Below are 24,943 nucleotides of genomic sequence, written 5' to 3'. Positions count from 1 at the left end.
GCGGCTCCTTAAAATTTCTCGCCGCGGGCACGAAGATCGGCCAGCACAGCGTCAATGCCTTTTTTGTCGATAACACGCATACCCTTGGTGGATACGCGCAGCTTTACGAAGCGCTTCTCTGATTCAACCCAGAAGCGATGGTTCTGCAGGTTGGGCAGAAAACGACGACGTGAGTGGTTCATCGCGTGAGAAACGTTGTTACCGGTGACCGGTCGCTTACCGGTAACCTGACAGACTCTGGACATACTTGCCTCCGACCTGAGCTTTGGTCCTGAAAATGCGTATTTAAATCGTTTAATCGGGTCTCTGGTTGCTACCTGCGCCTCAAAAAATGCACGCTGCTCGCCAGACGCCGCCAGAAAGGGACGCTTTTATACCAGAACTGCTTCCCCAACGCAAAAATTTGTTGGGAATTTGGCCAGTTTTCCGATGAAGCGCCAACAGATTTACATCAGCCTCTTTACATCAGTCCCCGTTCTGCAAGTGATATTACCTCACCATGGCCGACAACCATATGGTCAAGAACCCTGATATCCACCAATCCCAGTGCCTCTTTCAATCTCCGGGTCAGTGAAATGTCCGACTGGCTGGGCTCTGCGACCCCTGACGGGTGGTTATGGGCGAATATAACCGCCGCTGCGTTAAACTCCAGGGCTTGCCGGACCACCTCCCTCGGGTAGACAGCTGCGCCGTCAATGGTCCCCCGGAACAACTCCTGATAGCGGATCACCCGATGCCGGTTATCCAGGAACAGGCCTGAGAAAACCTCGTGGGGGTAGGTGCCAAGGCGGCTGCACAGGAAACGACGGGTATCCTCCGGCGAGCGCAATGGGTCCCCCTGGCGAAGTGGCTCGTCCATGACCCGTCGGGCCATTTCCATAGCCGCCTGGACCTGGGCGTACTTTGCAGTACCGAGCCCTTTGACGTCGCAGAATTGCCTGCGCGAAGCGGTCATCAATCCTCGCAGGCCACCGAAGGCTTCGGTGAGATGGCGGGCGAGCGCCATCACGGGCATGCCGGCAGTGCCGGTTCGCAAAAAAATGGCCAGCAGTTCCGCGTCCGACAGGCTGTTGGCGCCGTGGGCCAGCAGGCGTTCCCTCGGGCGTTCGTCGGTGGGCCAGTCTGAATGTGACATGGTGGAGTCCTTTCTACCGTTATTGCGCGCATCCTGCGCCTTAAATACCGGGGTGGGGGTCGCCCGGTGGACGGCTGGAATTCTAGCATGGCTGTGAGGCTGCCGGCAGCGCTCTGGCATGCTATCTTATAAGCCTTTCATTTCGTGATGAATACGGAGCCGTTGATGGCCGCTAAACGAATTCTGCTGGGCGTGACCGGTGGCATCGCTGCCTACAAGAGCGCAGAACTGGTTCGCCTGCTAAAAAAATCCGGTCACGAGGTACGGGTTGTGATGACCCGTGGTGCCGAGGCCTTCGTGACACCACTGACGTTTCAGGCGCTTAGCGGTGAGCCGGTCAGAACCTCTTTGCTGGATCCGGAAGCAGAGTCCGGAATGGGGCATATCGAACTGGCAAAATGGGCCGATCAGGTAGTGATTGCGCCCGCCTCCGCGGATTTCATAGCCCGCCTGGCCCAGGGCATGGCTGACGATCTGCTGACCACGCTTTGTTGTGCCACAGAGGCCCCCATTGCAGTGGCTCCGGCGATGAATCAAGCCATGTGGGGTAATCGCCGAACCCAGAGAAACATTGAGCTGCTGGCGGCGGATGCCCAGGTGACCCTCCTGGGGCCCGACCAGGGCGCGCAGGCCTGCGGTGATGTCGGGCCGGGCCGAATGCTGGAGCCCACTGTGTTGCTTGACCTGATTTCCGGTGCCACCAAAGGCCCGCTGGCGGGCCGGCGTGTGGTTATAACCGCGGGCCCTACGCGGGAGCCGATTGACCCGGTGCGCTATATCAGCAATTACAGCTCTGGCAAAATGGGGTATGCGTTGGCCTCAGCCGCAAAAATGGCCGGTGCGGACGTCGTCCTTGTCAGTGGCCCGGTGTCCATCGAAGCGCCGGCGGGCGTTGAGGTTCGCGGTGTGACAACCGCGCAGGACATGCTGGAGTGTGCCAGTGGCGCTGTGGATGAAGGCTGCGACCTGTTTATTGCGACGGCGGCGGTGGCGGATTATCGCCCCGACAGCTGTGCCGGCGACAAGATCAAGAAAACGGATGAAGGCATGAGTCTGTCGCTGGTGCGTAATCCCGATACCCTTGCTGCCATAGCTGCGCGTGCCGATGCGCCCTTTACCGTGGGTTTTGCGGCAGAAACCCGGGACGTAGAGCATTATGCCCTCGACAAACTGACACGCAAAAAGCTGAATATGATTGTGGCCAACGACGTGTCTACGCCAGGGCTGGGTTTCAACAGTGACAGTAACGCAGTGATTGCTTTCTGGGCCCAGGGCCAGGAGGCGATCGGGCCTGACACCAAGGTGGCCATCGCTCAGCGACTGATGGCACTGATTGGCGAACACCTCAAATCAAAGGCTGGCGCAGCCGGCGCTCTGTAACAAGGAAACTCAATGACCCGCAAAACCTTTCAGGTACGCATTCTGGATGACCGGATCGGTCGTTCAGTCCCTTTTCCCGAGTATGCGACGGATGGCTCTGCAGGGTTGGACCTGCGCGCCTGTCTGGACGCACCGCTCACACTGAAGCCGGGGCAGACCGAACTGATAAAGACCGGGCTCTCGATTCACATCGCGGATACTTCGTTGGCCGCAATGATTCTTCCCCGCAGCGGTCTCGGCCACAAACATGGCATTGTGTTGGGCAATCTGGTGGGCCTGATCGATTCCGACTATCAGGGCGAGTTAATGGTTTCCTGCTGGAATCGGGGGCAAAGCGAGTTCACCATCGATGTGGGTGAGCGTATTGCGCAGCTGGTGCTGGTGCCAGTGGTACAGGCAGACTTCGAAGTGGTGTCTTCCTTTGACGCCAGCGTGCGAGGTGACGGCGGCTTTGGTTCCACGGGAACGCGATGAGGCGTCAGGCGCAGATCGCTGCTCAGGGTCTATACTTCCCTGATAATTGAAGAATTCGGGCGAATAACACCTGCAGGATGGACTATGAAGCTTGGTAAAAAGAAGAACTCTGAGGACGCTGCACCCGATGCCAAACCGGACGGGAAGCAGACAAAAAAACAGAGCAAGGAGAAAAAATCAGCCACCGGCCCACGGCATAAACGGCTGACGTCCGTTGCCGTTTCCCAGGCTGTCGTGGTGGTGCTTGCCGGCGTGGCTTCGGCAGCATTGCTGTATTTTCTGTTGGCGGTTCCGGCAGAGTCCCGTCGTTACGACAGTCAGGCTGCCCTGGAGGCAGACGCCGTGGCCGTGCGCGTCAATCAGCAGCTTGCCTTGCTGCAGTCCACGGTTGAGGGTGTCGCCGATCAGGATTATGTGCGCGCCGCCCTGAGAGGGGAGGCTTCTCTGAGTGCCGCCGCAGCAAATCTTGCCAAGGTGTTGCCGGATATTGAGGCCGTCTACCTTTTCCCCTACGGAGACATCCCCCGTACCTCCTCCGAACCCACACTGGGTTTTTCCGGCCTGGACCTTGCTCGTCGCGCCGAGACGGGGCAAAGGCTTTTCCCGGATGCGTTTCCGCGCAACGGCCAGTGGTATCTGCAGATGTCGACCCCGGTTCGCAACCCCCAGAGTCGAGCCGTCACTGGCAGTGTCCTGGTGGTGTTTGATGCTGCACGGCTGCAACCCCTGATGACCGGTGTTAACTCGGCATTGGGCGGAGAGTTTTCCCTGGTACAGTCGGTAAATGGTTCAACCCGCAACATCGTCAGCCGCGGTAGTGGCAATGGCCCGACGTACGAGCGGGATCTTATCAACCCTGACTGGAAGCTCCGATACAAACCTGCCACTGCCCCCGCGCCGCTTTTCAGTGGCACGATGGCTATTGTGTTTGCGCTGGTTCCGGCCCTGGTCGCCGCAATCATTGTCTGGGTCTTGCTCGGCAATGCCCAGAAAGGGCTGCGACAGGACGTAACGGCCGTTATCCAGTGGGCCCATAAGGTCTTTGGTGGTGAGCGGGTGAAGCCACCGACGTTGAAGTGGGACATGGTGGCGTCGACGGCTGAAGTGCTGCACCGGCTCGCCCAGATGGTGGAAAAACGGGTTGCCAAGGCCGGTGAATCGGCGCGGCCGAAACCGGGCAGTCGGCAGCCATCCCCATCAACCGCTGATGAGCCGTTGTTCCAGGACAAGGATGTACTGGACATTGATATGCTTGATGGCGATGACGATGTGCTGGGCTTCGGCGGGTCCGATGGCCTTGACGATACGCCAGACGTCGAAGAGGTCAGCCTGCCTGAGGCCGAGGTCTCAGACACCATATTCCGGGCCTACGACATTCGTGGCATTGTTGGCGATACCCTGACGGCGGATATTGTCACCGTCATCGGCCGTGCCATCGGCAGTGAGGCTATTGAGCGGGGAGTGGACAGTCTGTGCATCGGGTACGATGGCCGGCATTCCAGCCCCGACCTGGCCGATGCGCTGGCGCGGGGCGTCATGGCCACTGGATGCAACGTCATCCATGTGGGGGCCGTGCCCACCCCGGTACTCTACTTTGCGACCCACGAGCTGGATAACGGTTCCGGTGTTATGGTGACCGGCAGCCACAACCCGGCCAACTATAACGGTCTGAAGATCATGCTGGGTGGCGAAACCCTGTCCGGCGAGGCAATCCAGAAACTGCTGCAGCGAATCCGTACGGGTGACTTTGCCAGTGGCCATGGTGCCCAGTCTTCAGAGGACGTGCGCCGCGCTTATCTGGATCGTATCGTGGGTGACATTGCGGTTGCGGCGCCCTTGAAGGTGGTGCTGGATGCTGGAAATGGCATCGCCGGAGAGCTTGCACCGCTACTGATCGAAGAGTTGGGCTGCGAAGTGATACCGCTCTACTGTGAGGTGGATGGTAATTTCCCCAATCATCACCCCGATCCTGGCAAGCCGGAAAATCTGGCGGACCTTATCGAGCGCGTGAAGGCCGAAGGCGCCGATATCGGCCTGGCTTTCGATGGCGACGGCGATCGCCTGGGCGTTGTGACCAACACCGGGAAGATCATCTGGCCGGACCGCCTGCTGATGCTTTTTGCCCGGGATGTGGTGTCGCGCAACCCCGGTGCCGATGTTCTGTACGACGTAAAGTGCAGCCGTCGCCTTGCGGGTGTGATCTCCGAGGCTGGTGGCCGGCCAATCATGTGGAAAACCGGTCACTCGTTGATGAAGGCCAAGATGAAGGAATCCGGTGCCTTGCTGGCGGGTGAAATGAGCGGGCATATCTTCTTCGGCGAACGCTGGATGGGCTTTGATGACGGCTTGTACTCCGCTGCCAGATTGCTGGAAATCCTTGGCATCGAAGACCGGCACTGCGATGAGGTCTTTGAGGATTTCCCCGAAGATATCAGCACCCCGGAGCTGAACGTGGAGGTCTCCGACGAGACCAAGTTCCCATTGATGGAAAAGCTGGGCCGCGAAGGGGACTTCGGTGACGGAAACATCAGCACCATTGACGGTATCCGCGTTGAATTTACCGATGGCTGGGGCCTGTGCCGTGCTTCCAACACCACACCGGTGTTGGTACTCCGCTTCGAGGCTGAAACCGAAGAGGCGCTCGAGCGTATCAAGGCGGTGTTCCGTGAGCAGCTTCAAAAGGCGGCTCCGGACCTTGTCGCGGATTTCTGACAGCTCTGAAATAATGAACCGACTTTTCTGACTAACAAGGCAAGATGAATGGCTCTGGATCGTGAAACAGCAATGCAGGTGGCGGCCGTACTGAGTAAGGGGCTGCCCTATATCCAGCGGTTTACCGGAAAAACGGTAGTGATCAAATACGGCGGCAACGCCATGGAAAATGAGGAGCTGAAAAGCAGCTTCGCCCGTGATGTCGTTCTGATGAAGCTGGTGGGTATCAACCCCATTGTGGTCCACGGTGGCGGCCCCCAGATCGGTGAATTGCTCGAGCGCCTCAACATCAAATCCAATTTTGTGAACGGTATGCGCGTTACCGATAGCCAGACCATGGACGTGGTGGAAATGGTGCTGGGCGGCCAGGTTAACAAGCAGATTGTCTCGCTGATCAACTCCCATGGCGGTACAGCAGTTGGCCTGACCGGAAAGGACGCCAATCTGATCCGCGCCCGCAAGCTGGAAGTCATGAACCGTTCCGCGGAGCTGCAGCGTCCGGAAATCATTGATATCGGTCACGTGGGCGAAGTTGCCAGCGTGAACGTGGAAGTGATCGACATGCTCACCCGTAGCAATGTTATTCCGGTGATCGCTCCGATTGGTGTTGGTCCCGATGGTGCGTCCTACAACATCAACGCCGATCTGGTAGCGGGCAAGGTGGCGGAAGCCATGAAGGCAGAAAAGCTGATCCTGCTAACCAATGTGTCCGGCCTCAAGAGCAAGGAAGACAAAGTGCTGACCGGATTGACCGCAAAACAGGTCAACGAGCTGATAGACGATGGCACCATCCACGGCGGTATGCTGCCCAAGATCCGCTGCGCCCTGAGCGCTGTGGAGAATGGTGTTCGAACCTCCCACATCATTGATGGCCGCGTAGCCCATGCAACGCTGCTGGAAATCTTCACGGATGAAGGTGTCGGCACCCTGATCTCCCGTAACTGACCAATGCCGCCTGTTGCCTCGCAATGCGAGGTAACATCCTGGCGTCACGCCCCAAGAGGACCACATCATGAAGCGCCTGCTGACCTTTCTGGTTATCCTGGCCCTGATAGGCTACCTGTCGTTCAAAGGGGCGGTCTGGTGGCTGGCTGACCAGCGGCTGGCCGATGCCCAGCAGGCGATTGAGGAACTGGGCGTTATTGATCGGGGTAATATTCGCTCGGACCTCGTCGGCCGACTGGTGCTGGGTGATGGCAGCTACCAGGATTTCCGGCTTACCCGCCCGGTGGTGTTCGACCGGTTGATGTTCAATGCAGGCTCTCCGGTCGCCCTCGTGCGTGCGCTCCTGGACCCTGCGGACCTGCCCCCGCATTGGTCATTGGTGGCGGAGAACCTGAGCCTGGGTCTCGACACCAACATGTTCCGTAACTGGGTGACGGCAGCAGGCGACGCAACCCCGGCGTTGTTCTCACCGGTCTGCGGTCCTGATCATCGCCAGCAGTTGGGTAGCGGTGATCTGATGCGTCTTGGTGTCGATGGTGTGTCCGGGGAGGCTATGGTCATTCAGAGTGGCGATGGTCTCTACGCGGAGCTGACGACCGCCAACGCCGGCAGCGTGGAATTGGACTGGCCCGGCGCTCGCCTGAATCCCCTGTCATTGCCGGCCCTGCCGGAATCCACGCAGTCGCCGGTTACTGTGACATTGCGGGATGGTGGCCTGATGCGTCGTGTTGCGGCCTACTGTGCCAGGGAATCGGGTGTGGAAACCGGGGAATGGGCCGGTATCGTCATGGCAGCGTTTCGCGACTCGCTGGCGGCTCGTGGCTTTGGCGCCAGTGACCAGTTGCTGGCCCTCTACCGACAGTGGCTGACAGAAGGCGGAGAACTGACCCTGGAATTGAATCCTTCGGCACCGGTATGGGGCGTGCCTGTTCGCAGCGATGAATCCGCAGACGCCAGCCTGGCCGTCCACTACAACCGTTCGGTGGTGCCCGATGTCTATCTTGAGCGCGTCGAGCCCGCGGTGCCGGATGTGCCTCAGGAAGTGCTTGAACCGGTAGTGCCGGGAGAGGGTGCCCCGGTCGTCGATGGCTGGAACCTGGCCGACACGGAGAATGCTGAAACCTGGGTCGGGCGCACGGTGAGAGTTACGCTGGACAATGGTAATGTTGTGGAAGGCCGCCTGGTCAGCGTGGGTGACGAACGACTGGAAGTCGCACGGCTGATTGATGGCGGGGAAGTGGCGTATCCGATCGCCATCAGACTGATTGCAACGTTTGAGGTCTGGCGCCAAGGCCAGGCCCGCTAGCCCCACACCGGGGCGGAGAGTGTTCTATGTCCGGATCCATCCAACACCTGCCTGGCATTCGCGAGATGCTCACCAGGCTGATTTCACAGCCGTCGATCAGCAGTGCGTCTGCCGAGTGGGATCACAGCAACGAACCGGTGGTGCGTACCCTGGCCGAATGGCTGGAGCCCATGGGGTTCAAGGTCGAGATACTGGAAGTGCCCGGATTGCCCGGAAAGTACAACCTGATCGCGACACTGGGCAGCGGCCCTGGCGGTCTGGTGCTCTCGGGCCATACCGATACCGTCCCGTTTGACGACAAGCGCTGGCAAAGCGACCCGTTTACCCTGACCGAACGGGACGACCGCTGGTATGGCCTTGGCACCTGCGACATGAAAGGCTTTTTCCCGCTGGCCATTGAAGCGGCCAAAGCCTTTGTGGACCAGGACCTGAAGCAGCCACTGATCATTCTCGCCACCGCCGACGAGGAAAGCTCCATGGATGGTGCCCGGGCGCTGGCCGAGGCCGGTCGTCCCAAGGCCCGCTATGCGGTCATCGGTGAGCCTACCGGCTTGAAGCCTGTGCGCATGCACAAGGGCATCATGATGGAGCGCCTCGTGTTCGAGGGCCAGTCCGGCCATTCCTCTGACCCGTCCCTTGGCCGCAACGCGATGGAAGGCATGCACGAAGCGCTGGGTGAACTGCTCGCGCTGCGGTCGGGGTGGCAGGCGAAATACAGCAACCCCAATTTCAAGGTTCAGTTACCCACCATGAACCTGGGTTGCATCCACGGCGGTGATAATCCTAATCGCATTTGCGCCCGCTGCGAGTTGCATTTTGATCTGCGCCCCTTGCCCGGCATGGACATGAAGGCACTGCGCCAGGAGATACTCGACACCCTGCAGCCGGTCGCCAAAAGCCGTGAGTTGTCGCTGACATTTGAGCCGTTGTTCGATGGTGTGCCGCCATTTGAAACCCCGGCCGAAGCCGAACTGGTCCGCGCCTGTGAGAAACTGACAGGCCATACTGCGGAAGCGGTAGCCTTTGCCACGGAAGCACCGTGGTTGCAGAAATTGGGTATGGAAACCCTGGTTATGGGCCCCGGCTACATCGATCAGGCACACCAACCCGATGAATTCCTGGAGTTGTCGCAGTTGGACCCGGCGGTAAAAATCCTCAAAGGATTGATCACAAGGTTCTGCCTTTGATCGTTTGGAAGGTAGCTCAGAGGTATAACGAGGGTATTGGCGGGAGACTCTCCCAAAACCGTGGAGCGCCAGGGATGGCGCGACCGAGCCCTACAGGGACGTATTCACGGGCGTGTTTTGGGAGAGTCTCCCGCCAATACCCGGAACGCTCCATAAGCTGAAAACTCGCAGGAGAAGAGTTTGAAATCGAACGAATGGTTGCATGGATTCCGCCACTCATCGCCCTATATTAATGCACACCGTGGTCGCACTGTGGTGTTGACGATTGGGGGGGATGCGATTGCCCATGACAACCTGATCAACATCATTCATGACATTGCTTTGCTAAGCAGTTTGGGTATCCGGCTCGTGGTGGCCTTCGGTGCAAGGCCCCAGATTCAGTCGCGTCTGGACGCGGCAAACGAAGAATCCACTTTCCACCGAGGCTTGCGGGTAACGCCGGAACAACAATTGACGCCGGTGCTGGAAGCCATTGGTGGGCTGCGGGCGTATCTGGAAAGCCAGTTGTCCATGGGACTGGTGAACTCACCCATGCATAACGCACGAATCAGGGTAAGCAGCGGCAACTATGTCACCGCGAGGCCGGTAGGCGTTCTGGACGGCATCGATTTTGGCTATACCGGGCAGGTTCGTCGGGTAGACGTGGCCGGAATCGAGAAATTGCTGGAGTTGGGTCATATCGTACTGCTGCCGCCGCTTGGGTATTCGCCGACCGGAGATGCCTTTAACCTGTCTTATGAAGATGTGGGTAGCCAGGTGGCCGCTGCGCTACAGGCTGAGAAGCTCATCATGTTTGCCGAGAATCAGGGGTTGCTGGATGAAAATGCCGGACTGATCCGTGAACTGTCCGCTCGTCAGGCATCTGATCGTCTGGCGGCAGGTATGGTGCAGGGGCATGATGGCGATCTGCTGCGGGCAGCCTGTGACGCCTGCGTGAAAGGTGTGCGTCGGGCTCATATTATCAGTTACGTCGATGATGGCGCGTTGCTGGAAGAGCTGTTTACCCGTGACGGTGCGGGCACGCTGGTCAGTGGTGACAACTACGAGCAGATCCGCCAGGCCCGGGTGGAGGACATTGGCGGTATTCTCGGCTTGATCCAGCCGCTGGAAGAGCAGGGCATTCTGGTGCGCCGTTCCCGGGAAATGCTGGAAACCGAAATCAGTCGGTTCGTGGTGGCTGAGCGGGACGGCACGATTGTGGGATGCGCTGCGCTTTACCATTACCCCGATGAAGGTGCGGGCGAGCTTTCATGTTTCGCCGTGGACCAGGCCTATCGCCGTGCCGGTCGCGGTGATGACATCCTGGCGATGGTTGAAAAGCTGGCCCGGGGCCAGGGCATCCAACGGTTGTTCGTGCTGACCACCCAGACCGAACACTGGTTCCGGGAACGGGGGTTCCAACCTTCCACGGTGCGTGAATTGCCGGGGCCGAAGCTGGCGTCCTACAACACCCAGCGTAACTCAAAGGTCTTCGTGAAAGCGTTGTCCTAGATCGGATAGCCGGCGCTGTCGAATGTCTTGGGACTGATCTGCCAGGGTCTCCACCGCTTTATAGAAGTCGCTGAAGTCGCCAGCATGGTCCCGGAGTAACTGTCGGAAGGCGGGCACATGCTGGTTGTACTGGCTGAACAGGGCGAGGTTGGCGTTGTTCAGTCCGGTCGGATTTTCTCCAAACGGTCCTGGCTGCTCCCAGGTTGCTGACAGGGCCAGGTAATCGTCCTGGAGGGCCTGGAACAGCTGCGCTTTCTGATGTCGGAGTTCCGTCTTGGGCAGGGTGCCCTGTCGGGCGTAGAGTGCTTCAAGCTGCCGTGATACGTCCTCGACCAGGGCGAGGGTCTGGTTGCGTTGACGTAGACGCGCCAGCGCCCTCTGGAACCCCGAACCATCGCCCTCTGTCTCCAGCCACAGCCGGAGGCCCTCCAACTCCACGGCAGTTGCGAAGCTCTCATTAAAGGCCGTATCGTCGCTTATATAGACCACGCGATGCGCCAGTTCATGGAACATCAGCGCTACCATGCGGTTGTCTGGCAAGGACGTGAAGCCGGTGTGTAGAGGGTCGTCGAACCAGCCCAGGGTTGAATAGGCGGTGACACCACCAATGAACGTGTCGTAGTTGTCCGCCATGAATAATTGCCGCTCGTTCCGGGCGTTCTCCAGCTCGTAGTAGCCCCGGTAGGCCTGGCAGCCAACCACTGGATAGCACCACCGATGGGCCTGAAGGGAAAACTCCGGAACGGCCACCAGATTGACAACCACCCAGGACCGCCCGAGCTCAGCGTACTCTGCAAAGGCGTCTCCCACCGGCAGTGCCAGACGATGCGCGGCAAACTGACGGGCTTCGTTCGCCACCAGGAGTTTCTGCTTCAACGCCGGCGGTGTTGATGGTGCGTCGATCAGTCCGGACACGGATTGCGTGGACATCATCAGTGACAGGTGGCCACTGACCGCCTGGCTGTAATAACCTAAAGTCGTACACCCTGAAAGTGTCGTTATCAGTAGCATAACGAAGTAGATCTGACTAAGCTGTTTCATAGTCCAGGCTGTTATTTTGTGGCTGGCTGGCATAGCTGCCAGACGCTATATTACAGCCATGTTCCCCCAAGTAGCAGGTAGCTACCGCTGCCTTTCAGGGATACCGGCCGGTGACAGAAACAGTTTACCCTATCGGGTCACTCGGCTTTACCAGATATCAGGTAGTTCATGGATCCGAAAGAACGTCGTTCTAGTCCCCGCCAACCGATTAAACTCGCTGCTCAGCTGGATGTTGGCAGTGGTGACAATCTACCGTGCCAGATCGCCGACTTTTGCGCGGAAGGCCTGTTTGTACGTTATTCCGGGGAAACGTCCAGAAAACTGGATCAGGTGCTCTCGCGGGGTGCCGAGGAACTGGTGGTACGCTTTCGCAGCCCTGATGGCCGTAAGCGCCATGAGCTTCATGTAAATATCAGGCGGCGGATAGAGGGCGCCATGGGCGTGAGTTTTACCCGCTCCAACCCGGAAGCCGTCAGCGCCATGCTGGAGCAATGTGGTGCCAACCGTCATCAGGACCGTGCGTCACTACGGGCACCCAGTGACAAGGTCCAGTTTGTTCTGCATCAATCCGCGAAGGCGGTGATTCAGTATATTGAGCCGTTGATGGATGCCTGCCTTGTGCAGATGACAACCGCCTTGCGGGATGCTGCCCAGAAGGCTGGCAATGACCAGCAGGCGAATGAGTACATGGATGCCTCTGGCCAGCTTCAGGCCCGTCAGCGGGTCATCTGGCATCAGATGGCGCGTAGCCTGGAATCGCCACTAAAGCCTGCTCCGAAGGGGTTTCCAGGGTCTGAATTGTCGGTTGTCGACAAGGGCGAGTTCGAAGACTGGCTGACGATTCGGGTGATGGTCACGAAGGCGGATACCCAATATCGGGGTGAATTGCTTCAGCTGAAGTTGCGGCTCGATAAACTGGGCATCGCCAATTCCACGGGGCATCATAATCCGTTAGGGCCTTCGCTGATCTGTGAGTCTTTCCATGTTGGCTTGAGCCAGCTCAAGGCGGATCGCGAGGTAGAAAAAGTCTGCCTGCGTGTCTTCGAAAAATCGGTGCTGATGCACCTTGGGCCGCTGTACCGGGAGTTGAACAGCATCCTGATCCGCCATGGTGTGCTGCCGGACCTGGATCTCAGCAAGTATCTCAGTGAGCAGGCGCCAAAGACATCCGAACAGAGCGAGAAAAAACCAGCTCCGCCGGCGGAAGCACGGCAACCGGACGACTCTGGAGCGGCGGTACAGCAGGCCCCGGCGGAAAAGAACAGCCAACAGTCATCCCGTAAGTCGGTGACCGAGTTTCGGGGCTATGCCAGCGCCGCCCAGAACGCTTTTGCCACGGTAAAAAACCTCCTCGGTACCCTGTCTGCCAGCCGCCTGGCAAGGGGCGACGTTGCTCCTGCTGATTTTTCCCCCGGTGCGAGGGAGCTGTCTGCCGGAGAGTTACAGAAGCAATTGCAGGAGCTCCAGGTACAGGCTGCGACGGTGGCTCCGGACCAGCCCTCCCTCCGCGAACGTGTCGTGGAAAGAGTGAAGGAAAGCGGTGAACATGCCCTGGGCGAAGAGCAACAGGGCACGCTGGACGTGGTGGACCGCTTCTTCAACAGTGTGGTGGAAAGCCCGAAACTCAGTGAATACGCCCAGTCGCGGATGCGCCAGCTGGAAGTGCCAGTGCTGAAAGTGGTGATGCGCGACCCGGAATTCTTCGACGACCAGGAAAGCCCGGTGCGCGGTGTGATGAATCGCCTGGCCCAGTTGGGTGTGAAAGGCGGCCGCATCAATCCGGTTGTTCAGCGGCGTATTGATGAGCTGATCCAGCGGATAGCCACCGATTTTGAACAGGATACCAGCGTGTTCGAGAACGCGGTGCAGGAGTTGGACTCGCTGATTGATCGCCAGAACCTGGTCTACCGCCGCAACGTGGAAAGGGTAACGGCAGCAGCGGAGGGCGCCCAGAAGGTTTCTGAATCCAAGAAGGCGGTTGCCCGGGTGCTGGAGCTTAAACTGGCCGGGAAAAAAGTGCCGAAAGCCGTGGTCAGTCTGCTGGATGGCGGCTGGCGAGACCTGCTGTCGCTGACCTGGATACGCCAGGGAGAGGACAGCCCTCTGTGGCAGGATTACCTCTCGGTGATCGATTCGCTGATGACCTTCGCGGAGGATCCGCAAAGCAATATCAATCTGCCCGAGCTGCTGCGGGTGATCCAGGATGGACTGGCGTCCATTTCCAGCAACCACATGCCGTCCTCCCAGATACGCGACGAGCTCAAGCAGTTTCTGGTGCGCAGCCCTGAAAACCCGCCCGAGATGGTGGAGATTCCACCGTCGAAAAGCGAGGACGACAAGCGTCAGGCAATGTCCGAGCGTGATCAGCGCAGCCTGCAGCGGTGGATCAACCGGGCACAGCAACTGCGTACCGGCGACTGGTTGCGGGATCAGGAAAAACCGGATGAGCCCCAGTATATCCGCCTGGTATGGGTAGCCCGAGGCTTCAGTCGATTTGTATTCGTCAATCATCAGGGTATGCGCGTGGTCGAGCTGGCGCTGGAGGCTTTGGCCCAACACATGCGCAAAGGCATTATCGTTCCGGACAACCAGTACGACCGGCCCCTGGTGGATGAGAGCATCGACCGGATGGTGCGTAAGGTCTATGACCAGTTGTCGTGGGCGTCCACCCATGACGAGCTGACCGGCTTGCTGGGGCGCCGCGAATTTGAACGTATGTTGGATCAGCAACTGGCCAGGCGCGAGGACCAGCGGGCTCTTGTGTTGCTGGACCTGCGGCAGTTCCGTCTGCTCAACGATACGGCCGGCTATCAGGCCGGTGATGAAGCATTGCGCAGGGTGGCTGATGTGCTTCGCAGCCATGTTGGTGATGGCATGCCGCTGGCCCGGTTCTCGGGGAACGAGTTCGCGTTTATGTTGCCGGCGGAAAACGCCCTGGACGCGTCTCGTGGGATAGTCTCAGCCATAGAAGCCATGGAATTTGTTTTCGACAGTGGCAGTTACCATCTCTCTGCCAGTGTTGGCCTGGCACCTGAGTTGCCGGCGCTGGCAAATGCCGAACGTTGGCTGAAGGCGGCGGAGGAAGCCATGAAGTCGGCCAAGAAACGCGGCCATGGCAAGGTGATGGAATACACCCTGGATGCGCATGACCATGCCCGTCAGGAGCAGATTGCAGCGAAGGTGGCCAACCTTGGGGATCTCAACGAGGAGCGTATGTTGCTGCGTTGCCAGAAGATCATCCCGCTGCACGCGCGTACGTCCATGGCAGCGCAGTATGAGGTTCTCATCAGTATGTATGGTGATGACGGCAACCTTATCACCGGCAAGGATTTTGTCCGCATGGCGGAGCGTTATGATCGCATGCAGGCGGTGGACCGCTGGGTGGTGGGGCATATGCTGGACTGGCTGCGCGACCACGCACCGGATCCGAAGCACATGGGGGGGATTTGCATCAACCTTTCTGGCCACTCGTTGAATGATCAGCAGTTGATGGAGTTTATTTACGACAAGCTGAGCCAGAAGGACGCACCCATTGAACGACTGTGGTTCGAAATAACCGAGGCCTCCGCGATCAACGACATTCAGGGCATTTCAGAATTCATTGAGGAAATGAAGGAGCTGGGATGCCGTTTCTGCCTGGGGGATTTTGGCAGTGGGCCAACGTCGTTCCAGTTCATGCGCAGCCTGCCGGTGGACATGATCAAGCTGGACAGCGCCTTCACCAGCCAACTGGACACCAGTGAAACCGATCAGGCCATGGTGAAGTCCATGGTGGATATGGCGCACTACATGAAACGGGAAGTGATTGCTTCACGGGTTGAAACCCGCGCGGTTCTCGATATGCTGACCAGTCTGGGTGTGGATTACGCTCAGGGTTTCACCATCGAAAAGCCGCGGCTGCTGACCAGCCTGGACTGACTTTCCGGACCTCCTGCTTATGTCTAAACGCCATCCGATCATCGCGGTTACCGGCTCCTCCGGCGCTGGAACCACCACTACGGGTGAGATATTCAGCCGCCTGTTTGCCAGCGAAGGGCTGCGGGCCGCCATGGTCAGTGGTGACAGCTTCCACCGCTACAACCGTGAGCAGATGGCCCGCCTCGCGGCGAAGGGACAGTTCGGTGAACGCAATCATTTTGCCCTGGCGGCGAACCATGTCGACAAGCTGGAAGCCCTGTTCTATGACTATGGGCACACCGGCAACGGCCAGTTCCGCCAGTATGTGCATGACGAAGACCGGCGGTTGATCGAGGCCGGCCACAAACCGGGTACCTTCACCCCCTGGGGACCGCTGGCGGCGGAAACCGATCTTCTGTTCTACGAGGGGCTGCATGGGGGCGTGGTCAGCGATGCCTACAACATTGCCCAGTACGTGGATCTGTTGGTGGGAGTGGTACCGATCGTCAACCTGGAATGGATCCAGAAAATTCACCGCGACACCAACAAGCGAGGGTACTCACAGGACGCCGTCGTTCAGACCATCGTCAACCGTATGGACGATTACGTGCACGATATTGTCCCTCAGTTTGCGCACACCCATGTGAACTTCCAACGCATTCCGCTGGTGGATACCTCCAATCCTTTTGTGGTCCGCGATGTGCCGACAGAAGACGAGAGCCTGATCGTCATCCGGTTCCGAGACCCATCGGAGGTGGATTTCCCCTATCTGTTGCAAATGATTGGCGGCAGCAGCCTGTCCCGGTACGACACGCTGGTCATCCCGGGAACCAAGCTATCGCTGGCCATGGATCTGACCATGCGCCCGCTGGTGCAGGAACTGATCGCCCATAAGCCCTTTGCCTGAAGGCCTTCAGGCCGTCAGGCGGCCGTCCCTGTAGTCCCGCAGAGTCTGCTCGATCTCTTCACGACTGTTCATCACGAACGGGCCATACTGCACCACAGGCTCGCCAATCGGTTTGCCGGCAATCAGCAGCACTCGGGCTCCGTTCTTACCGGCGCCAACGCGGACGCTGTCACCTTCGGAAAGAATGCTTGCCGCTGAGCGTTTCAGGGGCTGGGGGCCTGTCGCTGAATGCAGGGACGCTTCTCCGGCGTACAGATAGAGCAGGCCTTCCAGTTCCGGATCGATCGGCAGCAGGGTTTCCTGTCCCGGTTCCAGGTGGATATCCGCATACAAAGGCCGTGTGCTACCGCCGGTGACGGCGCCCTGGTGTATCTGGCCGTCAACGGTCAGCTCTCCAGCCACCAGCTTGATAACTCCACCATCGAAGGTAATGGCTGGTATTTCATCAGGCTGGATATCGCGGTAACCCGCCGGTTTCATTTTCTCCGCAGCCGGCAGATTGAGCCACAGCTGGAAACCGCGCATTTGCCCCGATTCCTGCTGGGGCATTTCAGAGTGGACAATGCCCCGCCCGGCGGTCATCCATTGCACGCCGCCATTCTTCAGGTTGCCCCGGTTACCGAGATGATCCTCGTGCAGCATGTGCCCTTCGATCATGTAGGTAACCGTTTCAAATCCGCGATGCGGATGTGACGGGAAGCCGGCCATGTAATCCTGCGGTTGGTCGGAACCGAATTCGTCCAGCATCAGGAAGGGATCGAGACGGACGTTCTGCTGCTGTCCGAGGGAGCGCTTGATACGAACGCCGGCGCCATCGGACGTTTCGGTACCGGGAATAACCTGTCTGAGGGTTCGTTCTGTCATGACGGATCTCCTTCCAATGCCAAAAATCGCCGGGTTCAGGCGGTCAGGGTTTCAATGGCTCGTCCGGCCTCTTGCAGGGAATTCTCTTTTTTATCATCCCCCATATTCAGGCCCTCGGCGTAGACAAAGTGAACGTCCTTGAGGCCGATAAAACCAAGGAAGGATCGAATGAACGGCGTCTGGGAGTCGTTCGGCGTGCCGGCGTATAGGCCGCCGCGCGCCGCCAGGATGTACACCGGCCGATCTTCCAGAAGGCCAACAGGGCCGCTCGCCGTGTATCGGAAAGTGATGCCGGCCCGGGCAATGTGGTCGAAATAGGCTTTCAGCACCGACGGTACACCGAAGTTGTACATCGGCACACCCATAACAATGACGTCTGCGTCGACAACTTCACTGATCAGCAAATCTGAATAATCGACGACGCCTTGCTGTGAGCCATCGCGGTCGTCCGCGTTGGTCAGGAAGGCACCGAACCGTTCGGCGTCCAGATGCGGTACCGGCTCTGCGGAGAGATCCCGATAGGTGGCCTGGATGTCGCCGTAGGTCTGCCGGAGCTGGTCCAGTGTCTGACTGACGAGTCTGGATGACTGGCCGTCCTGACCAAAAATGCTTGCGGTAATAATGAGAATATTCTTCATGTTCAGAGCCTCTTGGTTGATTAGAACGCTATGAGGCTATTGAACTGCGTGACGGGAGAAGATGAAATCGGAGAATCTTGGAATGGTTGTTCAGTTAAATTGAACAAGTTGGCCCGCGCCCCGGTAAGGCGCAGGCTCAATCTTTCTGTGCGTGTTACTACTCTACGTTGCGGGAGTAGAAAATCTCCAGCATTTCCCGGCGCAGACGATCCTCGATGGACTGTGCTTCCTGGGGGTCAAGATCGCTGGCATTGACTCCGAACACATAGTTATCCAGATCGAAATTCTTGAGCATCATCTTGGTGTGGAACAGGTTTTCCTGATACACGTTGACGTCAATCATCTGGTAGGCGTTCTGGGTGTCTTCGGTCAGGTAGTTCTGGATCGAGTTGATGTCGTGGTCGATGTAGTGCTTGGTGCCGTCCACGTCGCGGGTAAAGCCGCGCACACGATAGTCCACCGTGACCACATCGGAGTCGAAGCTGTGGATCAGGTAGTTCAGTACTTTCAACGGCGAGATCAAACCGCAGGTCGACACGTCGATATCCGCCCGGAAGGTGCTGATGCCTTCGTAGGGGTGGCTCTCCGGGTAGGTATGTACTGTTACGTGGCTTTTATCCAGGTGGGCCACGATGGCATCCGGCAGGGGGCCGGGTGACTCTTCGTTGTCCGGTTCACCGTTGCTGAGTTCGTGTTCGGCAATCAGCATGGTGACAGAGGCGCCGTGGGGCTCATAGTCCTGACGGGCAATATTGAGCACGTTGGCACCGATGATCTTGACCACGTCGGTGAGGATCTGGGTCAGGCGTTCGGCATTGTACATCTCATCGATGTAGTCAATGTAAGCTTCACGTTGCTCTTCGGTCTGCGCATAACAGATGTCGTAGATGTTGAAGCTCAGTGATTTGGTCAGGTTATTGAAACCATGTAACTGTAGTTTGGTTTCCATGTTCAGCCCCCCCAATTGTCTGGAGATGAATGTCAGTGGTCATGTCTGTCTGATGCATGCCACCAAGGCCGCCACCGATAACTGACCGGATTGTTTACCTTTTGCGCAGACCGGCGGAGAAGGGTGCGTATTATGCACATCGACCTTCAATTTGGGTAGAGTACGGGGCAACATTCTAGCATCCGTAATAACCGCCGGTTTGCCACAGACTGGCAGGCCGCTGTGACCGCGTTGTGGGAACCTGTTGTTTGCCGGTTCAGGCGGTGTCGCGTATCTCATGGCTGTGGGTGATGGCAACGCCCGCCTTTTCCAGCATGATAGACGCAGAGCAGTACTTCTCGGCCGACAGGCTGACGGCCCGCTTCACCAGGTTTTCCTTGAGGTTGTTTCCGGTGACCACGAAATGCAGATGGATGCGGGTGAACACTGCCGGAACGGCGTCGGCCCGCTCCGCTTCGAGTTCGGCATGGCAGGCGGTGACGTCCTGACGGCTTTTCTGCAGAATGCTCATGACGTCGAAGGACGAGCAGCCGCCCAGCCCCATCAGCATCATTTCCATGGGGCGTGGCCCCAGGTCCTTGCCGCCATGGTCGGGTGGCCCGTCCATTTGCACCGAGTGGCCGCTGCCGCTGGTTGCCCGGAAGCTGGCGTCGCCGGTCCAGTCAATGGTTGCTTTCATCTGATTTCGCGCTCCGAGTGGGATATAACGTACGATTGGCAGCGATGCTAGCACATCCCGTCAGCACCAGCAGCCCGCTGAAAAGCAGCCCCGCTGATGTGGTCTATAATGTTTCAGGTTGCCGAAACCGGGCCATCTTGTTATAAGTTGCGCTCATAATGAATAAACCCGCAGGGAAAGCAGGGTGAATAAAAACATTGGGATCCCGCCAGTACAAAGGAGGCATGACTCGCACTATGGCCACTATCGTCAAGCCGGTTGAGCAGAAAACCAAGCATCTGGACTATTTTCTTTCGCAATGCCATCGCCGGCGTTACCCTGCCAAGAGCACCATCATTTATGCAGGGGACAAAAGCGATTCCCTGTTTTACATCGTCAAGGGCTCCGTTACCGTCATTATTGAAGACGACGATGGCCGCGAGATGATCATGGCTTACCTGAACGCTGGGGATTTCTTCGGTGAAATGGGGCTGTTCGACAACATGGATTCGCGCAGCGCCTGGGTAAAGGCGAAGACGGAGTGCGAAGTTGCCGAGATCAGCTATACCAAGTTTCGTGAAATCGCCCAGCAGGACCCCAGGGTTCTGTACTTCATCGGCGAGCAGATGGCCTCACGTCTGCGCCAGACCACCCGCAAGGTGGGTGATTTGGCTTTCCTGGACGTGACTGGACGGGTTGCCCGCACCCTGCTGGACCTGTGCAAGGAACCGGACGCCATGACCCACCCTGATGGCATGCAGATCAAGATCACCCGCCAGGAGATCGGTCGGATCGTGGGTTGCTCCCGGGAGATGGTCGGGCGGGTTCTGAAAACCCTTGAAGACCAGGGCCTGGTGCGAGTCAAGGGCAAGACCATGGTGGTGTACGGTACCCGCTAAAACCGATTACCACCCTGTCCCGAAAGGCCGCTGGAACCAGCGGCCTTTTTCGTTGTATGGGGCAGCTCAGGGGTGTGCAGCCACGAATGTGCGGACGGCACGAGATACGGCTTCGGGTTCCGTCAGTGGCGCCCAATGGGTTGTATCCAGCGTTTGCAGGGTTAATTTTCCGGTCCAGCGAACCAGATGCTCGTTCAGTTGAGGGCGCACATATGCGTCCCTGGTCGGGATGATTACCTGGACCGGACAGCGCGCCACCCGGGTTCGTGGCCGCAGCAACCGGGTCAGGAAGTTCGCCCGGTAAAGCTTGACCCCATACAGCCCGTCGGACTTCTGGGAGGCGCTGAACCTGGCATCGGCAACCTGCTCATGATGCTTCAGGTACCCTGGCCAGAGCCTGTCGAGGCCGGCTTTCCAGATCATTTCCGGGATCACAGGCACTTGGAACAGGAACACGTACCAGGAGCTTGTGAGTTGCTGGAGTACCTTCGCTGCCCCTGCCAGCCCGGGTGTTTCCAGCTGTTTCCGGAGCCAGAAGCCGATGTGGTCCAGACAGGGGCCGGAAATGGAGGTGTAGGAGCGAATGCGATTCTGCAAGGGCTCTCCGGTGACGGACTCCCAACTCTGGATCGCCCCCCAGTCATGCGCGATCAGGTGGAACTCGCGTCCGGGGATCAGGGTGTCTACCACCGCTTGGAGGTCGTCGGCCAGCAGGGCCAGGCGATAATCCCGGGTTTTTCGGGGCTTGCCGGACTTGCCGGCACCACGGACATCGTAACGGATCACCAGATACTCCTGGCTCAAGGCGGCGCTGACCTTGTCCCAGACCTGAAGATTGTCCGGGTAGCCATGAACCAACACCAGCGGCGTCGAGTCCGGATGGCCTTCGGTAACGGCATGGATAGTGAGCCCGCCGCTGTGCACCCAGTGTGTTTGATGATTGCCCACAATCAATACCTGCCCTGTGTTTGAGAGTCAGGTCAGGGTAACCATCCTGGCGCCGACGCCGGATAGCAGGGCGGGCCAAACACCGGGCCAAAGGTGTCAGTCCACGAGAGCTACGGACTTTATTTGCATCCACACGGTCTTGCCGGGTTCAAGGCCGAGCTGGTCTACGGAGCGGGTGGTCAGCCTTGATAACAGCGGGGTTGGCCCCGCCAGAAGCCGGACAAGGCTAACGCCCGGCGCCACATCCGGATCGACCTGATCGATGATGGCCGGAACCAGGTTCTGGATGCTCTGGTCGGAATGCTCAGCCAGCGCGAGGCTGATATCCCGCGCCAGGACCTGCACACGAACCCTGTCTCCCGGTGTCAGCCGGTCGTCCTGGCGCAACCACAGTTGGCCCCCGTCGAACCTGAACAGGGCCAGATGCCAGCGTGGGTCCAGATGGTCGATCCGTCCTTCCAGCAGAACCCCGGCATCGTCTTCCAGTCGAAAGGGGTTGTTGGTGCGGGCGAGCGTTTCCTGCAGCGGGCCCTGGGCCACCACCCGGCCATCCTCCATCATCACGATGTGGTCGGCCAGGCGGGCGACCTCTGGCGTGGAGTGGGACACGTAGATGATGGGAATCGCGAGGGTGTCCCGGAGCCTCTCGAGGTAGGGCAGGATGTCCTGTTTACTGGCTCGGTCCAGAGCAGACAGCGGCTCATCCATCAGTAACAGCCTTGGACTGGTCAGCAGTGCCCGCGCAATCGCGACCCGCTGGCGCTCACCGCCGGAAAGTCCGGCCGGCATGCGCTCCAGGAGGGATTCCAGGCCAAGCCAGCGAACGGCGTCATCGAATCTGATCTGTCGTTCGCCGGCGGGAATACGGCGGTAACCGAACTCCAGGTTCCTGCGGACGTTCAGGTGGGGAAAAAGCTGGGTTTCCTGGAACACGTACGCCAGGGCGCGCTTGTGTACCGGCCGGACGAACTCTTCCGTCTGCCAGGGTTCGCCCAGAACGGTCATGGTTCCGGGCGCGTTCTGAAGGCCTGCCATGCACCGAAGCAGCGTGGTCTTGCCGCAACCGGAGTGCCCGAACAGGGCGGTAATGCCGGTACCCGGGAGGGTCAGGTCAACGTCCAGGTCGAACCCCGGAAAGGCACACCGGAAGCGGGCATGGATAGTGGCGGTCATCTGAGAGCTCCCGCGCGGGCTTTGCCGTTAAGCGCGTAGAGGGTCACCAGAACCACAAAGGAGAACACCACCATGCCGGCGGACAGCCAGTGGGCCTGGGCGTACTCAAGGGATTCCACGTGGTCGTAGATGGCCACCGACAACACCTTGGTTTCACCCGGGATGTTGCCACCGATCATCAGGATCACGCCGAACTCACCGATGGTGTGGGCGAAGGTGAGCACGGAGGCGGTCAGGAATCCGTTTCTTGCCAGGGGCACGGCGATAAACAGGAACCGCTCCCACGGGGCGGCACGAAGGGTTGCGGCGGCTTCCATGAACCCCTCGCCTACGGCTTCAAAGGCATTCTGCAGAGGTTGAACGGTGAATGGCAGGGAGTATATGACCGACGCCACCACCAGGCCCTCAAAGGTAAATGGCAACAGGCCGATCCCGAGGGACTGTGTTATCTGGCCAACCCAGCCGTCAGGCCCCATGACCAGCAACAGGTAGAAACCGAGCACTGTGGGTGGCAGCACCAGGGGCAGGGCGACGATCGCTGCAACCGGCTGGCGCAGCCAGCGCCGGGAGCGGGCCAGCCACCAGGCGATGGGCGTGCCAATGAGCAGCAGCAACAATGTGGTGGTCGTGGCCAGCCTGAGTGTCAGCCAGACCGGGTCCCAGTAGGTTTCAAGCATCAGTCAGCCGTGTCGTAAGCGGGGTCATAGCCATAGCCCCGGATCGTGGCGATGGCAGTGTTCGATTTCAGGAAGTCCATCCAGGCCAAGGCTGCCTCATTGCTGGTTCCCCGGTTCAAAAGGATAGCCTGTTGGTCAATGGGTTGGTAATAGTCCTGGGGCACGTTCCAAAGGGAGCCTTCCTTGTCGTCCCAGGATGTTACCTGAGACAGGGCTACAAAGCCGGCCTGGGCGTTGCGGCTGACCACAAACTGAAAGGTCTGGGCGATGGAATCGCCACGAACCAGCTTCGCCTGCAGTGCCTGCCAATGGCCTAAATGTTCCAGAACCTGTTGTGCTGCAAGGCCGTAGGGCGCGGTCTTCGGGTTTGCCATGGCCAGCCTTGCGAACGTTTGCTGGGCCAGGTAGCTCTCAGCGTCCCCGAAAGCGTCCGGGGTCGGGCTCCAAAGCACCAGCTTGCCCCGGGCATAGGTGAAGCGGGTATTGGGGGCGCCGGCCCGCGCCTTCTCAATAAGCGCCGGTCTGCGTGCATCGGCGGCCATGAACACGTCGAAGGGCGCACCGTTCCGGATCTGGGCGTACAGCTTGCCGGTGGACCCGAAGCTGGCTGAAACCGTGTGGCCAGTCTTGGCTTCAAACTGTTTGGCCAGTTCGCGGGTGGTGTCGGTGAAATTAGCAGCAACGCCGAGGCTGACTTCACCGGCCATGACCGGGAGGCTGGCTATTGAAAAAAACAGCAGCGTGGCAATGCGTAAGAAGCAGACTCTTGGTTGATGATCCGCTGACGTGGATTGGTACATAACCGTTTTCAGTGACTCCAGATTCAGTTCTGCTTGCGCGCCAACTTAAACATCATCTCGGGAGCGACACGCTTGACCCAAAGCGCTGCCATTTCCTTGCCCTTGCCGACGGGAATCTCGCGTTTTCCCTTGGCCAGCGCACTGACGATGACATCCGCGCACTCGCCGACGTCCATGCCACCGGCAATGTTCTCGTCTTCCTCGCCGAAGGCAGAGCCATCGGCCGCCAGGGCATTGCGGGAAATGTCCGTGCGGATAAATCCGGGGGTGATGGTGGAGACCAGAATGCCATCGTCTTCCACCTCGGCCCGCAGGGCGTCGAAGAAGCCCATCACCGCGTGCTTGGCGGCACAGTAGCCGGTGCGCAGGGGGACGCCGACTTTACCGGCCACGCTGGCGGTCACCGCCAGGTGTCCGGATTGGCGCTCCAGCATATGGGGGAGCACGGCCTTGGTCAGCGCAATCTGCCCCATCACATCCACATCCAGTAGCTTCTGGTACACCGACAGCTCGGTATCCTTGCACAGAGAGCGTTGGGAAAGGCCGGCGTTGTTGATCAGCAGGTCGATCTGGCCGAAGTGACTGATGACGTGGTCGGCAGCTACCGGAAGTGAGGGCAGGTCGGTAACGTCAAGAGGCAATACCAGCATGTTTTCCGGGGCGGCGCCGGCATCAATGCAGTGCTGGCGGACCCTCTCCAGCTCTGGCTGGCGTCGCGCCGAAAGAACAACTCTTGCATTTTCGCGCGCAAACCTGGCTGCCAGGGCCTCACCAATGCCGGACGAGGCGCCGGTGATCCACACGACTCTGTTGGTAAACATGGGCTTACTCCGATTAGTTGGGTGGCATTGATCTTAGCGCC

At 58.9% G+C, this 24,943-nt stretch carries 22 protein-coding genes; 10 read left to right on the top strand and 12 right to left on the bottom strand.

All coding sequences use genetic code 11. The features are described from left to right. Positions 1–8: 8 nt before the first annotated feature. Positions 9–245, bottom strand: coding sequence for a 50S ribosomal protein L28 (gene rpmB, locus AAGD24_RS17990; RefSeq protein ID WP_027829915.1), 237 nt, complete (start codon positions 243–245; stop codon positions 9–11). A 215-nt stretch (positions 246–460) separates the two neighbouring features. Then, entirely contained in the window at positions 461–1,135 is a 675-nt protein-coding gene (gene radC / locus AAGD24_RS17985; protein WP_127401915.1) for a DNA repair protein RadC, read from the bottom strand. Positions 1,136–1,300: 165 nt separating this feature from the next. Between radC and coaBC the strand changes: the two genes are divergently transcribed. The 7 genes from coaBC to argA all read left to right on the top strand — a co-directional run bounded on the left by coaBC (position 1,301) and on the right by argA (position 10,630). Then, positions 1,301–2,515, top strand: coding sequence for a bifunctional phosphopantothenoylcysteine decarboxylase/phosphopantothenate--cysteine ligase CoaBC (coaBC, locus tag AAGD24_RS17980; protein WP_379865805.1), 1,215 nt, complete (start codon positions 1,301–1,303; stop codon positions 2,513–2,515). A 12-nt stretch (positions 2,516–2,527) separates the two neighbouring features. Next, positions 2,528–2,989, top strand: coding sequence for a dUTP diphosphatase (gene dut, locus AAGD24_RS17975; protein ID WP_007153743.1), 462 nt, complete (start codon positions 2,528–2,530; stop codon positions 2,987–2,989). A gap of 84 nt (positions 2,990–3,073) precedes the next feature. Beyond that, a complete protein-coding gene (locus AAGD24_RS17970; protein WP_305936488.1) occupies positions 3,074–5,701 on the top strand; it encodes a phosphomannomutase/phosphoglucomutase in 2,628 nt (875 codons plus the stop codon). A gap of 48 nt (positions 5,702–5,749) precedes the next feature. Beyond that, positions 5,750–6,646: an acetylglutamate kinase gene (gene argB, locus AAGD24_RS17965; protein WP_007153745.1), complete on the top strand. Its 897-nt coding sequence runs from the start codon at positions 5,750–5,752 to the stop codon at positions 6,644–6,646. Positions 6,647–6,713: 67 nt separating this feature from the next. Beyond that, positions 6,714–7,952 carry an acetylornithine deacetylase gene (locus AAGD24_RS17960; RefSeq protein WP_228210050.1) on the top strand — a complete coding sequence of 413 codons (1,239 nt, stop codon included), beginning with the start codon at positions 6,714–6,716 and terminating at the stop codon, positions 7,950–7,952. 26 nt (positions 7,953–7,978) lie between these two features. After that, complete coding sequence (gene argE, locus AAGD24_RS17955; protein WP_036210875.1) at positions 7,979–9,139, top strand: acetylornithine deacetylase; 1,161 nt, start codon at positions 7,979–7,981, stop codon at positions 9,137–9,139. A gap of 180 nt (positions 9,140–9,319) precedes the next feature. Next, on the top strand, positions 9,320–10,630 hold the full coding sequence (gene argA, locus AAGD24_RS17950) for an amino-acid N-acetyltransferase (protein WP_036210878.1): 1,311 nt from the start codon (positions 9,320–9,322) through the stop codon (positions 10,628–10,630). On the opposite strand, the gene AAGD24_RS17945 is transcribed toward argA, so the two are convergent. After that, positions 10,601–11,671 (bottom strand): aminopeptidase, encoded by a 1,071-nt coding sequence (locus tag AAGD24_RS17945; protein ID WP_379865803.1) that lies wholly within the window; start codon positions 11,669–11,671, stop codon positions 10,601–10,603. The two genes, argA and AAGD24_RS17945, sit on opposite strands and share 30 nt — an antisense overlap. A gap of 168 nt (positions 11,672–11,839) precedes the next feature. Here AAGD24_RS17945 and AAGD24_RS17940 point away from each other — a divergent pair, with 168 nt between their 5' ends. Both AAGD24_RS17940 and AAGD24_RS17935 read left to right on the top strand, forming a co-directional pair. Beyond that, positions 11,840–15,589 (top strand): DUF1631 family protein, encoded by a 3,750-nt coding sequence (locus AAGD24_RS17940; protein WP_379865801.1) that lies wholly within the window; start codon positions 11,840–11,842, stop codon positions 15,587–15,589. 19 nt (positions 15,590–15,608) lie between these two features. After that, positions 15,609–16,475, top strand: coding sequence for a phosphoribulokinase (locus tag AAGD24_RS17935; RefSeq protein ID WP_075194216.1), 867 nt, complete (start codon positions 15,609–15,611; stop codon positions 16,473–16,475). 6 nt (positions 16,476–16,481) lie between these two features. Here the strand turns inward: AAGD24_RS17935 and AAGD24_RS17930 are convergent, their stop codons facing one another. The 4 genes from AAGD24_RS17930 to AAGD24_RS17915 all read right to left on the bottom strand — a co-directional run bounded on the left by AAGD24_RS17930 (position 16,482) and on the right by AAGD24_RS17915 (position 19,605). After that, positions 16,482–17,339: a pirin family protein gene (locus AAGD24_RS17930; RefSeq protein ID WP_228210052.1), complete on the bottom strand. Its 858-nt coding sequence runs from the start codon at positions 17,337–17,339 to the stop codon at positions 16,482–16,484. Between the two features lie 35 nt (positions 17,340–17,374). Beyond that, positions 17,375–17,977 (bottom strand): FMN-dependent NADH-azoreductase, encoded by a 603-nt coding sequence (locus tag AAGD24_RS17925; protein ID WP_036210893.1) that lies wholly within the window; start codon positions 17,975–17,977, stop codon positions 17,375–17,377. Between the two features lie 157 nt (positions 17,978–18,134). Beyond that, on the bottom strand, positions 18,135–18,926 hold the full coding sequence (speD, locus tag AAGD24_RS17920; protein ID WP_036210896.1) for an adenosylmethionine decarboxylase: 792 nt from the start codon (positions 18,924–18,926) through the stop codon (positions 18,135–18,137). A 256-nt stretch (positions 18,927–19,182) separates the two neighbouring features. After that, positions 19,183–19,605: an OsmC family protein gene (locus AAGD24_RS17915; RefSeq protein ID WP_036210899.1), complete on the bottom strand. Its 423-nt coding sequence runs from the start codon at positions 19,603–19,605 to the stop codon at positions 19,183–19,185. Between the two features lie 236 nt (positions 19,606–19,841). On the opposite strand from AAGD24_RS17915, the gene crp reads away from it, so the two are divergent. Beyond that, positions 19,842–20,483, top strand: coding sequence for a cAMP-activated global transcriptional regulator CRP (gene crp, locus AAGD24_RS17910; RefSeq protein ID WP_007153756.1), 642 nt, complete (start codon positions 19,842–19,844; stop codon positions 20,481–20,483). A gap of 66 nt (positions 20,484–20,549) precedes the next feature. Here crp and AAGD24_RS17905 read toward each other — a convergent pair whose 3' ends face one another. From AAGD24_RS17905 to AAGD24_RS17885, 5 genes are all read right to left on the bottom strand, one after another. Beyond that, positions 20,550–21,431, bottom strand: a complete 882-nt coding sequence (locus tag AAGD24_RS17905) for an alpha/beta fold hydrolase (RefSeq protein ID WP_075194218.1) — start codon at positions 21,429–21,431, stop codon at positions 20,550–20,552. A 96-nt stretch (positions 21,432–21,527) separates the two neighbouring features. Then, a complete protein-coding gene (gene modC, locus AAGD24_RS17900) occupies positions 21,528–22,604 on the bottom strand; it encodes a molybdenum ABC transporter ATP-binding protein (RefSeq protein WP_085678748.1) in 1,077 nt (358 codons plus the stop codon). Next, on the bottom strand, positions 22,601–23,281 hold the full coding sequence (gene modB, locus AAGD24_RS17895; RefSeq protein WP_041332518.1) for a molybdate ABC transporter permease subunit: 681 nt from the start codon (positions 23,279–23,281) through the stop codon (positions 22,601–22,603). The genes modC and modB overlap by 4 nt, the downstream gene beginning before the upstream one ends. Continuing rightward, positions 23,281–24,081 (bottom strand): molybdate ABC transporter substrate-binding protein, encoded by an 801-nt coding sequence (gene modA / locus AAGD24_RS17890; protein WP_051947070.1) that lies wholly within the window; start codon positions 24,079–24,081, stop codon positions 23,281–23,283. The genes modB and modA overlap by 1 nt, the downstream gene beginning before the upstream one ends. Before the next feature lie 23 nt (positions 24,082–24,104). Next, positions 24,105–24,902 carry an SDR family oxidoreductase gene (locus AAGD24_RS17885; protein WP_036210911.1) on the bottom strand — a complete coding sequence of 266 codons (798 nt, stop codon included), beginning with the start codon at positions 24,900–24,902 and terminating at the stop codon, positions 24,105–24,107. Positions 24,903–24,943: the final 41 nt, after the last annotated feature.

It is taken from the genome of Marinobacter sp. M5B (assembly GCF_042604615.1).
GTDB lineage: Bacteria > Pseudomonadota > Gammaproteobacteria > Pseudomonadales > Oleiphilaceae > Marinobacter > Marinobacter salarius.
Note: the sequence above shows the minus strand (reverse complement) of the source record. Positions and strands in the feature narration are given on the sequence as shown.

Bases quoted from the DNA above. Each gene is read 5' to 3' on its own strand.
- AAGD24_RS17970 (WP_305936488.1), top strand. From the start codon at position 3,074: ATGAAGCTTGGTAAAAAGAAGAACTCTGAGGACGCTGCACCCGATGCC.
- rpmB (WP_027829915.1), bottom strand. From the start codon at position 245: ATGTCCAGAGTCTGTCAGGTTACCGGTAAGCGACCGGTCACCGGTAAC.
- AAGD24_RS17930 (WP_228210052.1), bottom strand. From the start codon at position 17,339: ATGACAGAACGAACCCTCAGACAGGTTATTCCCGGTACCGAAACGTCC.
- modA (WP_051947070.1), bottom strand. From the start codon at position 24,081: ATGTACCAATCCACGTCAGCGGATCATCAACCAAGAGTCTGCTTCTTA.
- AAGD24_RS17935 (WP_075194216.1), top strand. From the start codon at position 15,609: ATGTCTAAACGCCATCCGATCATCGCGGTTACCGGCTCCTCCGGCGCT.
- AAGD24_RS17960 (WP_228210050.1), top strand. From the start codon at position 6,714: ATGAAGCGCCTGCTGACCTTTCTGGTTATCCTGGCCCTGATAGGCTAC.
- modC (WP_085678748.1), bottom strand. From the start codon at position 22,604: ATGACCGCCACTATCCATGCCCGCTTCCGGTGTGCCTTTCCGGGGTTC.
- AAGD24_RS17925 (WP_036210893.1), bottom strand. From the start codon at position 17,977: ATGAAGAATATTCTCATTATTACCGCAAGCATTTTTGGTCAGGACGGC.
- radC (WP_127401915.1), bottom strand. From the start codon at position 1,135: ATGTCACATTCAGACTGGCCCACCGACGAACGCCCGAGGGAACGCCTG.
- AAGD24_RS17940 (WP_379865801.1), top strand. From the start codon at position 11,840: ATGGATCCGAAAGAACGTCGTTCTAGTCCCCGCCAACCGATTAAACTC.
- AAGD24_RS17885 (WP_036210911.1), bottom strand. From the start codon at position 24,902: ATGTTTACCAACAGAGTCGTGTGGATCACCGGCGCCTCGTCCGGCATT.
- argE (WP_036210875.1), top strand. From the start codon at position 7,979: ATGTCCGGATCCATCCAACACCTGCCTGGCATTCGCGAGATGCTCACC.
- crp (WP_007153756.1), top strand. From the start codon at position 19,842: ATGGCCACTATCGTCAAGCCGGTTGAGCAGAAAACCAAGCATCTGGAC.
- coaBC (WP_379865805.1), top strand. From the start codon at position 1,301: ATGGCCGCTAAACGAATTCTGCTGGGCGTGACCGGTGGCATCGCTGCC.
- AAGD24_RS17945 (WP_379865803.1), bottom strand. From the start codon at position 11,671: ATGAAACAGCTTAGTCAGATCTACTTCGTTATGCTACTGATAACGACA.
- dut (WP_007153743.1), top strand. From the start codon at position 2,528: ATGACCCGCAAAACCTTTCAGGTACGCATTCTGGATGACCGGATCGGT.
- argB (WP_007153745.1), top strand. From the start codon at position 5,750: ATGGCTCTGGATCGTGAAACAGCAATGCAGGTGGCGGCCGTACTGAGT.
- modB (WP_041332518.1), bottom strand. From the start codon at position 23,281: ATGCTTGAAACCTACTGGGACCCGGTCTGGCTGACACTCAGGCTGGCC.
- speD (WP_036210896.1), bottom strand. From the start codon at position 18,926: ATGGAAACCAAACTACAGTTACATGGTTTCAATAACCTGACCAAATCA.
- AAGD24_RS17915 (WP_036210899.1), bottom strand. From the start codon at position 19,605: ATGAAAGCAACCATTGACTGGACCGGCGACGCCAGCTTCCGGGCAACC.